This is a genomic window from Thermomicrobium sp., from assembly GCF_053493975.1.
Genome location: NZ_JBRBZA010000034.1, coordinates 1 through 12,637, shown reverse-complemented (window position 1 = coordinate 12,637; position 12,637 = coordinate 1). Strand labels below are relative to the sequence as shown.

The window sequence follows — 12,637 nt, the reverse complement described above, 5'->3', positions numbered from 1 at the left end:
CTGGAGCGGATGGTCCCGAAAGCTGAGCCCGCTTTCGAAGCACTCGAGATGCAGGAACGAGTGTGGGGACGCCGCTGGGGAGTCGAGAACGACGTCGGACGTCTCCGGCTCTGTGTCATGCACCGTCCCGGGGACGAGATGCTCACCGTCCAGCCAGAGGGGCACTACGACCCGACCATCGGCGCTTACATCGACGAGGAGAACCAGTGGTACTGGCGGGACAGGAACCCACCTGACCTCACCCGCATGCAAGCCGAGCACGACGCGCTGGTGACCGCTCTGCGGGCCGAGGGCGTCGACGTCGTTTTCGTCGACTGCCCACCTCGCGACCCTCATGCCGTCTTCACGCGCGATATGGCGGTCGCCGTCAAAGGGGGTGCCGTCGTCTGCCGTCTCGGCCTCGTCGGGCGCCATCCCCAGGCTGGCCGCCGCGGCGAGGAAGCGTTCATCACCCGTCTCCTCGCCGAACTCGGCATGCCGATCCTACACACCATCCATGGGACGGGACTCCTGGAAGGAGGATCGGTCTGCTGGCTGAATGACTCGACGGTCGCGGTCGGGATGTCCTATCGGCAAAACGAGGCCGGAGTTCGGCAATTGGAGGCCGTCCTCGCCGAGCAAGGCGTGCGCCTGGTCCGGGTTCCTCTCCCAGGCTATGCGCTCCACCTCGATGGTGCCTGCGTGATGGTCGATTACGACAAAGCGCTCATCAACCTGACGCGTCTTCCCTACTGGTTCCTCGATTTGCTCCGCGAACTCGACATCCAGCCCATCCACGTCTGGCCGACCGAGCCACAGGCTGTCAATTGCCTCGCCGTCCGACCGGCCCGGGTGATCATGCCGGCAGGCTGCCCTCGCACACGCGACCGACTCGAGGCAGCAGGCATCGAGACGGTCGAAATCCCGTATGACGAGATCTTCAAAAACGGGGGTGGCATCCACTGTTCTACGCTGCCCCTGATCCGCGATCCGTGAGACCTTTCGAGGGCAAGCGGCACCAGACGACCACCCCATCGATCTCGACGCCGGAACACCGCGCGACCGCCAGCGAGCCTGTTGCTGGAGATCGCGTGCAAAGCTGGCCGCCCAGTCAGAAGACGACCGCGTCGATCACCATCGCGGCAAAGAGCAAGCCGAGATACTGCATGGAGTAGAGGAAGACGCGCTTAGCCAGCCGATCGCTCCGCTCACGATAGAGTCGCGCCACCAGCCAGAGAAAACGGGCACCGAGTACCATCGCTGCTACGAGGTACGGAACGCCCAGTACACCGAGCGGGTAAAAGAGCAAACTCGCCAGCACCATGGCCACTGTATAGGCCAGGATCTGCCGGCGCGTCTCCTCCTCCCCGCGCACCGTCGGCAGCATCGGCACCCCCGCTGCAGCATAATCGCCGCGCTTGTACAGCGCCAGCGCCCAGAAGTGCGGTGGCGTCCAGGCGAAGACCAAGAGAAACATCAGGAGAGCTGGCACACTGACTTGGCCCGTCACCGCTGCCCAGCCGACCAGCGGTGGTACCGCTCCCGCCGCTCCCCCGATCACGATGTTCTGTGGCGTACTGCGCTTGAGCCAAAGCGTATACACGAAGACGTAGAACAGGTTGCCGGACAACGAGAGCACGGCTGCGACCGGATTGACGAACGCGGTCAGAACATAGACTGCCAGAACGCTCAAGACGACACCGAAGAGCAGCGCATATTCCGGGGCCAATCGCCCAGCCGGCAACGGTCGCCGGCGCGTGCGCGTCATGATCGCATCGATGTCCCGATCCACATAGTGATTGATCGCCCCTGCTCCACCGGAAGCGAGCGCTCCACCGACGAGCGTCCAGAACAGCGTCCACAATGACGGCACTCCCTGCGCCGCCACGAGCATCGCGCACAAGGTGGTGACGAGCAACAAGACCATCACACCTGGCTTGGTGAGCACGAAATAGTCGCGCAGCACTTGGCCGAGCGGGCGCCGGATCGCTCCCCGTACCGCGACTCGGTCCTGCTGGTCGGCAGCACTGGCGAACGCGCGGTCAGCCAGAACAGCCAGCACGAGCAGCACCCACACGATCGTCGCAACGGCGAGATGCGCCACGCTCACTGCTGGGTGCAGGCGGAACCAGATATTGGCTGCCCCGACGAAGACCTGAGCGACCATGAGCACCGCTGCTGCCGTGACCAGCCCGACGACCCATGGTGCCTCACCGCGCACTTGCCGCGCCTTCCAGGCGACCCCAGCCACCAGCACGACCGCAACGAGCGCAATCGATCGGTGCGTGAGGTGAACGTCGACATTGGTCCATCCGGTCGCAATCCAGAATCCTCCACAGAACGGCCACTCCGGACAGGCGAACCCCGCACCGCGCTTTGCGGTATAGGCTCCACTGAGCATGAGAAGGAAAACCGCTCCAAGTGCCGCCCCGAGCCAGGGGCGCAAGGGAGAGCGCACGGCCGCTCGGGCGAGGGCCGGAAACCATGTCCGGAAGGCGAAGACGAGAGCGACCCCGAGATAACTCAACGCCACTCCCAGATGGAGCGCAACCACTGCTGCCTCCAGGTGCGTCCAGACGGTGATCGCGCCCAGCATGGCTTGAACGAGCACCAGCCCGACAGCGATGAGCGGCAACCGCACCATCCATCGATCCGGCGAGCGGGTGCGCCAACCCGCCACGACGACCGCCACGGTGAGGAGGATGACAGCCAGCGCGATCAGCCGGTGAACGTATTCGATCCAGGCTAAGAGATCCCAGCCGGGTACGAGACGCCCGTTACAGAGCGGCCACTCCGGGCCACACCCCAAACCTGCTCCGGTCACGCGAACGGTTCCGCCGATCACGATCAGAAGATAGCCAGCGAGCGCGACAGCCAGCGCCAGCCAACGGATGCTCTGACGCTCCTCTCCCATCTCGCGCATGGTGCCCCCGCACTAGAGTCGGTTCCCGACACGACTCGCCAGTAGCGAGTCTACCACCGGTAGCTTACCGGAAGACGAGCGATCGCGCTGTCAGCGTTTATCCGATCTTCCACGGTACTCGGCTCAACTCGAACCAGGAGAACCCGTACAGGAAAATGAACAGAATCAAGAACGCAACCGAGATGACCAGTGTTCCCGGCACCTCGAAGCCCCGATGGGTCATCGTCGCTGGCTCACCAGCACCACCGGCGATGGCTGGATACGGGCTGAAGGCCTCCGGAATGATGCGTCCCACGGCAGGACGCGGTGTCCGCTGACCAACGAAGACGGTCGCCACCGCGACCAGGACGAACATCGCTCCGCCGACAACGGCGATAACGCCACCGATCCCCACCATCGCGAGGAATGCCGCGATCTCAGGCCGGAGTTCCTGCAGGTTCATGCCGAGCACCGGCGCAGTCGAGAAGGTAATGTCCCAGTGACGGCGTGGAACACCCCAATGGCCCGCCAATCCCAAACCGAGACCGAGGATGAGCATGCCGAGGCCAAAGACGTACGGCTGCCACTGGGCGACCCGTCGGAACAAGAGCTGTCGCTGGAAGATGAGCGGCACGAGATAGTAAGAAATCCCCATGAAGGCGGTTGTCGTGCCTGCCACTACTGTCATGTGGAAGTGTGCTGGAACCAGCAACGTGTTGTGCGAAATCATGTTGACTTGCGGTCCACCGATGATCACTCCGCTGATACCACCGAGCAGGCCGAAAAGCACCATGCTCACCACCAACGCGGCGAAGCCTGGCTCACCCCAAGGTGCTCGACGCAGCCACTGGAACAAACCACGGCGGAATCCCCGCTCCCGCAGCGCCAATTCCATCGACGCTGGGATGCTGAACGCATGGATGAGGCTCCCCATCACGGCAGCGTACATGAAGTAGCTCGCATTGACATTCTTGACCCAGGTTCCTAACCCTGGATCGACCAGTAAGTGGTGCATCGCACCCATGTTGATGAACAGCACATAGAGCACGATCGCGATCCGGCTCAATCCCTCGTTCAGCGGTCGAGCCCCCGTGGTTAAGCTGGCCAAGCCATACCAGACACCGACCATAGCAGCCAGATTGACCTGTTGCGCCCCGTGCCCTAGCCCCCAGAACAGCAAGCGATAAATACCAGGATCGACTTCCGGGAGCACGCCGAGCGCCCAAAGCCAGACCGGAAACAGCGCCAATGCCCCCGAAACGAGCGACCAAAGGGCGATGATCGCCGCTCCCATCAAGGCAAACGTAAAGAGGGGCAAGCTTCCCACCTCACCCCGCAGGCGAGCAGCGATGGTGTTCACGAAGAAATGCAGCACGGCCAGAATCGCTCCCACCGCGAACACGAGTACGGCAGCGTAATACCAGTGCGTCTCGGCACGCAACGGCGGATAGGCCGTGAACATCACCGTCGCCTTCCCGCTCAGCATGAGCACGGTAGCCACCACCGACCCGACGAGCATCAACCCGTAAGCAACCCAGCTGAGCCAGGGGATGACCATCCGCGCACTCAGGAGCACGGTACTCGCGAAAATCAGTCCAGCGACCTCGAAGAACAGGATCCAGAAGATCAGCATCACCATGCCATGGGTCGAGACGAACTCGTAATACCGCTGTGCCCCAAGGAGATGGACCGCCTGCCAACGTGTCAACGTCACGAGCAGCGCGAGAAGACCTCCGCTGGCGAGGTAGACGACTGAGGTGACCGCATTCGACATGATCAACCGCTCAGCCGAGCGATCGACCGAGAGCCCCGTGATCTCGCATCGCCGCATCGCTGTCGCCGCGGTCATCGCTGCACCTCACTCCTTGACCACGATCCGGCCGATCATCAGGTGGTGGCCCAACCCGCAATACTCGTTGCAGATGAGCGGGAACTCCCCGGCCTTCTCCGGGGTCAAGGTCAGTACAGTCACGTAACCGGGTAGCACCTGGACATTGATGCTGTGCGGCGGCATCACCAGCGAAAAGCCATGCTGGACATCGCGCGAGCTAATGAGGAAACGATACGTCTGCCCGCGCTGCAGCTGAATGACCGGCTGCCAAGCAAAGGCACGAGCATCCAAGTAGACGTCACCCCCCGGGGGTGGAGCGACCACCGGTACCCCATCCAGCTGGCCGACTTGATACCGCTCGATGAAAGCCTCCGCCTCCGCCGCAAAAGCTGCCGGATCGACGCGATACGAGCTGAGCCGGTTCTGCTCCTGCCCCACGAGCGGCCAGACGAACGCGATCATCACGAACATCGCGATGCCCCAGATGACCACCAGCCAGACCCAGAGCCGCTCATCGGGTCCTAACCGTTCCCACCAAACCCCACGCGGCTTGGCCAGCGCGCTGACCCGACTCGCCATCTCCCACCTCCTGACCAGGTGTCGCTCAGCGGCCGAAAAGCGGGATGAAACCGAGATCGATCAGCCCCCAGATCAGATAAAAGAGGGTAGGGACTACCAGGCCAGCCATGAGCAAGAGGAAGATGTCGTCCAACAGGACTTGCGGCCAGGGTATGCGCTCCGGTCGCTCCCGCTGCTCCATACTCGCCCCTCCGCTTTGTCGCATCTCTACGAACATCGTACCGGGCGAGACAAGAGTCGGTCAAGCACATCCTGAGCACTGGTTGTTACAAACTTGTAACAAGTCATGTTTTCAAACCGTGTAGTTTTGGTATCGAATGATCACTCTCATCGGACCACATCCATCGAGAGAATACCGCCCACGATCTTTTTGTTCCTCCGGGAAGTGAGAACTGCTCGCATAGCGCAGCACCGCACGGCCGTCCCGGTTCCCTGCCGAGTGGGATCATGCTGGTCGGGCATGGGCCAACCAGCACACTGGACGCATCAGAGGAGACTCGTTTCTTTCCTGCTGCTGCTCAACCGAGCAACGCCACGATCGCCAAACAACCGATCACGATGCCGATCGCGCCGAGGCCGAGACCTGCTCCTGCCATGAGCAGCGCGCCGCGCAGTCTGCGCTCGGCCCGCTCCAGCCGGGTAACCAGCCGCTCATCCACCGTCTCGAGTTGCCCGACCCGGCCCTCCAGTGTCGTGAGAGAGTCGCGGAGCTGGGCGATATCGGCTTTGACGCTGCCGAGCGACTCGCTGTAATGGCGAACGAGTTCCTGCCAGTTCTGTTCGAGGCCCTGGAAACGAGCCACGAGCTCCTCGGAGAGCGCGCGTGCCATCCGCCAGCGTTCCTCGTGTTCCTGCTCGAGTCGCGACACTGTTCGCTGCGCCTGTGCCACGAGTCGAGCACCGTCTCGCTCGAACGTCGCGAGCTTCTCCCTGGCTTCTTCGAGCAGGCAGGAAAACTGCTGTTCGTGCTGGTGCAGGAGCGTCAGCGATTTCTCATAGAGGGACACGACCTCGGCGAGTCGTTCACCCAACTCGGTGAAATCGCCGACGAGCGACTCGACCGTATTGGCTGCCTGCTGCGCGCTCGCCAGCTGCTGCTCGAGTCGCCGGAGCTGGAGAAAGGAATCAGGGATCTCGCTCATGCTCACCGTCCTCCGTGACGACAACGGAGAGGCGCTGTTCCATCCGCTCCCTGAGGCCTTCCAAGAAGGTCACCGTCGTGGCGAGGCAGCTGAGTGCTCGCTCCAGTGGTCGGAGTATCGCCTCGCTCTGTTGCAGGAAGCGTTCGCTGGCCAGGAGCGCCAACAAGAGCCGCGTCTGGAACGCCTCCTCACCGAGCGCTGTCACTGCGTACTCCAGCAGCTCCTGCCGACCCTCCAACGAATCGAAAGGCCCCCCTGTTCCGGCCAAGAGCACGAGAGTCTGCGAAGCATCCAGCTCGGCAGCCTCCTGGGCGAACTCGAGAAGGGCCTCCCGCGACAGACCTTGCCTGATCGCCTCGGCGATCCCGCGCTCGAGATAGCCCCACGCCTCCCGCTCCCGGCCAGGACGCCGGCGAGCCAAGGCGCCGGCCAGATACAGTGCCGCCACATTGGTCGCTTCTTGTTCCAACCGCGTGGTCACCCGCGCGAGCATCCCTGCCACTCCGCCGCGCCGCTCGACCGCTTCGACGAATGCCCGGAGTCGTTCGCCATCGTACCGTTCCAGCAGTTCCGGGAGACGTCGCGCTAACTCTTCGAGACCCACATCCACCATTGGAAGCTCAGCACGCTTGCCGGGTGGGAAAACCAGATCCGGCACACAGACGTCACAGAATCCGCAACGGTAGGTATCGGGTGGCGGCGTGGTGTCGAAGCGCGCGAGCAACACCAAACGCCGGCACTCACCACGCTCTTGGCTAGTCGCATAGTCGAGTTCGTTCAAGAGCATCTGATACCGCATCGGGGGAACGACTTGATAAATCCGGGTCAACAAAATCGTCACCGCACGGTGGACGAGCTCTTCTCTGTTGAGACTCGTCGACTGGTGCACGAGACCCTCGAAAGCGACACCGAGGTCCGATACCGCTCCCGAGCCGGACGACCCATGTGACAACTGCTCCAGGACAACACTCGTCCGCTGCAAATACCTCCGTAAACCCTCGAGCACGTCTTGCGTCCGCCAGTCGCGGACAGGCTCGACATCGATCTGGACCTCGGTCAGTCGCCGATAGGTCAACGTGAAGTCCTGCACCAATCCGAGCAGTCGAAGGCGATAGAGCGCCAGTTGCACTCGCGTCAGCACCTCGTCGTCTTGACTCGTCCGGACGACGATGGGCCGCCCCTCGCGGACGAGTCTCCAGTGCTGGAGCGTCTCCGCGGTATCTTCCATCACCCCTGGGTAATTGGCGCGGATGAAACGGGCTTGCAAACCATAATCACACAGTGTCGCCAAACCGAAGGGGCAGCGATAGAACCGGTACGCTTGCCGATCGACGACGCAGGGTGGTTCCCCGAGGGCCGCCGCGATCTGCGGTCGGCAGTCCGGATGGGGTGGCCGGTAGAGCAGCGCCGCATGAGCATGCTCGCCATCTCTCCCGGCCCGGCCCACCTCCTGATAGTACGCTTCGAGACCACTCGCCAGGTTGTAGTGGACGACATAGCGGATGTTCGGCTTATCGATCCCCATGCCGAACCCCTTGGTCGCCACGAGCAATGGATGCTCGTTCCGCTGGAACTCGTCCTGGGTACGAGCCACCTCCTCGTCCCACCCGAAAGAACCGACCGGTTTTTCGAACTTCCGTCCACATTCCAGACACTCGTGCGGGTTACCGTTGCGCCACAGGGGTGAGCGACAGTGCGGACAGCGAGTCGGCGGCGTGCTCGCATGCACCGGAATCTGGCGTTGCCCGCTGAACACGTGCTCCGCGACTACTGACGCGACCCAATGGACTCCTTCGCGGAGCGTCGTCTTCCCATGCGGATTGGCATAGATGCAGAAGACGATCCCGGTCTCCTTGTGCGGACTCGCGCTGAAGTACAGCCTGTTGGGCGTGAAGCGGAGCGTCCGCGGCAGCCGTTCTCCTAATAGCCGAACGAGCGCGTGTTCCTTTTCGCTCGCCCCCAACGCAGCCGGCGTGTGAGCCGAGTAGCTCAAATTCGGCCGATCGCTGGTCGTTTCTTGCACGACGTCCGCTTCGCTGAGTTCCAGCGTGGCCAATATGTCGGCTCGCACCAGACGCGAGGCTGTCGCGGTCAATCCGACGATCGGGATCGTCCGGCCAGCGACCTCCTCGAGCTCTCGACGCAACTGCGGAATGCGCAGATACGCCGGCCGGAAGTCGTGTCCCCACTCCGAAACGCAATGGGCTTCGTCCACGACGAGCAAACCGATCGGGTGGTCCGCGCCGACCGCGCGCAGTTCCTGGAGGAATCCAGCGATCTGGAGACGCTCCGGTGCGACATACACGAGTCGATACCGTCCGGTGCGCAGGCCTTCGAGCTTCGCGCGCTTCTCGCTTTCGCTATCGTTCCCGGTGATGGCGACCGCCGTCACCACGCCGTTCTGTTCGAGGTTGAGCAGTTGATCCCGCATCAGCGACCGCAGCGGCGAGATGACCAGCGTCGCACTCGGCAGCAGGAGCGCCGAAAGCTGGAAGACGAGCGACTTTCCGAACCCGGTCGGGAGAACACCCAGACTCGACTCACCGCGCAGCGTCCGCTGGATCAGGGTCACCTGCTGTTCTTTCAGTTGTGGAATCCGAAAGAACCGCCGCGCAAAGAAATCCAACACGTCTCGCCGGAGGCCGACGGGGCGCCGCTGCAGCGCCGCGAGCCGCAACGACTGCTCTGCCGACGGCCAGCTGTCCCCCAAAATCTCGCGCGAGTCCGCTTGCCGGCCATCGAGGAATGCGATTCCCCGGCCAGGGAGCCGGTCCACGACCCGGCACGCCAACGGCGTGCGCGGGAGATCGACGAACACCGTTCCCTCATGCTCGCGATACGCCCGCGAGACGAACGGGGCGAGTTCCACATGGCGTGGGGAAGCACACAGCAACTCGATGTCCGGCAATGCTAACGGGATTCCAAAGAATTCGCTTCCCCGCTCGACCGTGGCGAGCGCGTCCGCGACGGCTAACTCGACGACCGGAAGACTCGCCCCAGTGACTCCCACCCGCAGCTGACGGACACCCTGTTCTGTCGCAACTCGAAGCAGGGACGAGAAAGCGCGTTGCCACAATCGAAATTCCGCGAGAAAGGACGCGACGAGGTCGAGTGCGACCGACGGCCGCCTGGCCGTCCGGCGCAACACCGCCGACTCATCTCCGCCGGCGAATCGCCAAGAATGCACCCACACGTAGTTCCCATCCTCCGCGTGCAGCTCTTCGCGGCGCACGTCGAGTGACTCGAGTGCACCGGGATCGATCGCCTGCACTGCGCGAAGCAGAGCGCTTCGTACTGGTACCGGCAAGACGCCGAGGACATTGCGCTCGGTCGATCCGAGGGTCCCCTCCCCACAAAGTGACCTCACGAACCACCAAAACCAGGTTCGAGCCTCGACGGACGTGCGAACCTCCGGCAGCGTCACCGCATCGACCTCTCTCGACCCTGCACCACAGCAGAACGACCGAGCATTCACTCGTGATTGTCGGTCGAAAGTACGATATCGAAAAGGGGGTCGAAGCTCCCGGTCGGACGATCGACCACCTCGCCCTGTCGCCCCTGTTCGCGGTTGAGGGAAAGGCGTTCAGGTATCGACGTGTCCGCTCCGCCGCTCCTGAGCGTTCCAGCAGGCAATGGGCAGAGCGGCGAAGGCGACCGATGCGCCGAAGCGTGGTGCGGCGCGCATCGGCAGCGTCTTCGCTCACTCGGTGACGACGATCCGTCCCCTCATCTCGCGGAACGACGGTCCGCAGAGTTCAGTACAGCGGATCTCGTACGTCCCAGCGCGCTCTGGCCGCAGGGGCACGACCGCCACATCACCGGGGACGACACGAACGGTCAACCGCTCTGCACCGAGGTCAACGGACAAAGCGTGAGGAACATCGCTCGCGGAGACGAGCAAGCGATACTGAACTCCTCGTCGCAGCTCCAAAACTGGATACCAACCGTCAACTCGCCCGACCAGATAGACCTCCGCCCCCGGCGGTGGGGCCACGATGGGTACACCCTCGTACTCACCGACCTGATACGTCGTCACGAACGTGGAGACGCGCCGTTCGAAGACCGAAGGATCTTCTTGGAATCGGTCGCCCATCGCCGCAGGCGCACCGAACTCGGATACCACTACACCGTACTCGAGGAAAGCCAGCGGCACGAGAGCGAGCCCCAGCGCAGCCAGCGGGAACAGCAAGCGCTCCGGAACTCGCGCGCCCCGAGTCGGTCGCGCGGTTCTCCGCTCTGGCCGCGTCGAGCGGACGAGAAGCCCCACGAGCACCGCCGCGTAGAGTCCGCCGCCAGCGACCCACATGATCGCTCCTCCCAACCGCTGGTCGGCTAGGGCATCGAAGCCCCACAGGGTCGCCGTTTCCTCGTAAACCCGGTAGAGAGGACGCGGCGCCAGCGTCACCGTGGCACAGACCAGATCGGTCGCCATCCAGACCGCGAACGTGAGGAGAATCTTCGTCGTCGCACGCAGCCTGCAGTGACCAGGGAGTGCTTCCGCGAGCATTACCCAAAAGAGCAGCGATCCGAGGAAGAAGGTCAGATGCTCGAGTTCGTGCACCAGCGGATCGCGCACAGCTGCCTCGTACAGCGACGGATAATGCCACAGCGCGAAGGGAACCGTGGCCGCGAGGAACACCACAGCTGGCTGGGTCGACACAGCGAGTATCCATCGTACCTGGTGCTGCTGAGCGAACCAGCGCAGAGAACCAGCGGGAAGACCACGCAGGATCACCCGGACCGGCTGTCCCACTACCAGCAGCGGTGGGGCGACGAGCATGAGGAGCGTATGCTGCACCATGTGGACGCTGAAACGGACGCCGTTGCCGTGATCGGGCGGCCCCATGAGCGCCACCGCGATCACCTCAAGCCCAGCCAGATACGCGAGGGCTCGCCAGCGAGAGACCCGCCTGCGACCATGCCGTGGAGCAGCGTACCAGGCGACCAGATAAGCAGCGGCAGCTGAGACGAGAAGAGCGGTCAGAAACGGATCGAGATGCCATGCCCGCAGGAGATCGGTCGGCGCCATCGACGTGTGGAGAACCGGCAAAAACGGTGCGGGCATACCGACCTCCTACCCGGCACCGCGCCCTCGAGATACAGCTCAGCTCTTCGGTGCCGGTTGCCCGAGGCGCTGTTCCAATGCACGGATCGCCTCGCGGTCACGCGCGATCAGCGTTTCGAGGTACGCCCGCAAGGTCATGCGACCGCGCGGCGTCTCGAACTCCTGCTGCCACACACTGTCCGGGAGATCGCGGACCATGGCGAGTGTCGCTTCTCGGGCTGTCCCGAATTGGCTGAGCAAGACGATCGGGACGAGACCGAGTGCCGTTTGCTGGAGCGTGACCAGCGGTTCCGCTTCGTCGTCGACGATCGTTCGCTCACCACCCCGCAACATCTCCTTGATCGCTTGCGAAGCATTCAGCTCGCGATTGCGGAGACGATAGAGGATCCCGAGCGGGCTCGTAGGGTCCTCGACCGCCCCTGCATCGGCGTTCATCGCCGCCAGGAGGGGCCGAAACCGCTGGTTGAGCTCGCGGTACGTGGCAATCAGCGCCTCGACAACATCCCGATCGGCCATGCCGGCTCCTCCGTCTCCGCTTCCCCCAACCCGATCTCCGTCTACGATAGCGGAAAGCGGTGTACCCCAGCAAGAGCGTCATTACCTCGTCCCCGCCATGTCTAGCCCTCCACCTCCAGCGTCCGATCGTCGCCGAGGATCACTGCAGTCACAGCCTCGTTCCGCACGACGCCCGTCCACGAATCCCCCACCACGGCACATTCTCGCGCTCTCCGCACACACCTGGAATGTTGGGCAGCCTTGCTCACCGCGTCAGCGTTTGGTATCATCTACGCAATCAGCTGAGATTCATCCCTAAATCGCAAAGGAGGTAGTGCTCGATGAAGTCTCGCGCAGCGGTCTTGTACGGCCCGACCCGAGCGTTCTCCATCGAGGAGATCGAGGTCGACGAGCCGAAAGAGGGAGAAGTGCTGGTCAAGCTGGTCGCCACGGGACTGTGCCATTCCGATTGGCACTTCGCGACTGGCGCTGCCCCCGTTCGCTTTCCCATGGTCGTCGGGCACGAAGGTGCTGGCATCGTGGAAAAGGTCGGTCCCGGCGTCAGCGAGGTCCAGCCGGGTGACCATGTCGTGCTCTGTTACATCCCCGCCTGCGGCACGTGTCGCTGGTGCCTGAGCGGGCTG

General features: G+C 63.3%; 10 protein-coding genes. 2 read left to right on the top strand and 8 right to left on the bottom strand.

All coding sequences use genetic code 11. The annotated features are described in order from the left end of the window. Positions 1–975, top strand: a 975-nt coding sequence (locus ACWIVK_RS06445; RefSeq protein ID WP_448575786.1) for a dimethylarginine dimethylaminohydrolase family protein, incomplete at its 5' end; no start/stop codon positions are given. A 115-nt stretch (positions 976–1,090) separates the two neighbouring features. On the opposite strand, the gene ACWIVK_RS06440 is transcribed toward ACWIVK_RS06445, so the two are convergent. The 8 genes from ACWIVK_RS06440 to ACWIVK_RS06405 form a co-directional block, all read right to left on the bottom strand. Beyond that, positions 1,091–2,902, bottom strand: a complete 1,812-nt coding sequence (locus tag ACWIVK_RS06440; RefSeq protein WP_448575785.1) for a heme o synthase — start codon at positions 2,900–2,902, stop codon at positions 1,091–1,093. A 97-nt stretch (positions 2,903–2,999) separates the two neighbouring features. After that, entirely contained in the window at positions 3,000–4,730 is a 1,731-nt protein-coding gene (locus ACWIVK_RS06435) for a cbb3-type cytochrome c oxidase subunit I (RefSeq protein WP_448575783.1), read from the bottom strand. 9 nt (positions 4,731–4,739) lie between these two features. Next, the gene (locus ACWIVK_RS06430; protein WP_448575781.1) at positions 4,740–5,291 is read right to left on the bottom strand and encodes a cytochrome C oxidase subunit II; all 552 of its coding nucleotides are present in this window, start codon (positions 5,289–5,291) and stop codon (positions 4,740–4,742) included. Between the two features lie 25 nt (positions 5,292–5,316). After that, positions 5,317–5,472, bottom strand: a complete 156-nt coding sequence (locus ACWIVK_RS06425) for a hypothetical protein (RefSeq protein WP_012642573.1) — start codon at positions 5,470–5,472, stop codon at positions 5,317–5,319. A gap of 337 nt (positions 5,473–5,809) precedes the next feature. Further along, positions 5,810–6,433: a hypothetical protein gene (locus ACWIVK_RS06420; protein WP_448575780.1), complete on the bottom strand. Its 624-nt coding sequence runs from the start codon at positions 6,431–6,433 to the stop codon at positions 5,810–5,812. Next, positions 6,417–9,800 carry a DEAD/DEAH box helicase gene (locus ACWIVK_RS06415; protein WP_448575779.1) on the bottom strand — a complete coding sequence of 1,128 codons (3,384 nt, stop codon included), beginning with the start codon at positions 9,798–9,800 and terminating at the stop codon, positions 6,417–6,419. Before ACWIVK_RS06415 ends, ACWIVK_RS06420 begins: the two co-directional genes overlap by 17 nt. A 333-nt stretch (positions 9,801–10,133) precedes the next feature. Next, positions 10,134–11,498, bottom strand: a complete 1,365-nt coding sequence (locus ACWIVK_RS06410) for a cytochrome c oxidase assembly protein (protein ID WP_448575777.1) — start codon at positions 11,496–11,498, stop codon at positions 10,134–10,136. Between the two features lie 39 nt (positions 11,499–11,537). Further along, positions 11,538–12,014: a hypothetical protein gene (locus ACWIVK_RS06405; RefSeq protein ID WP_448575776.1), complete on the bottom strand. Its 477-nt coding sequence runs from the start codon at positions 12,012–12,014 to the stop codon at positions 11,538–11,540. Between the two features lie 320 nt (positions 12,015–12,334). On the opposite strand from ACWIVK_RS06405, the gene ACWIVK_RS06400 reads away from it, so the two are divergent. Beyond that, positions 12,335–12,637: alcohol dehydrogenase catalytic domain-containing protein (locus tag ACWIVK_RS06400; RefSeq protein WP_448575774.1), on the top strand; the 303-nt coding region annotated here is incomplete at its 3' end.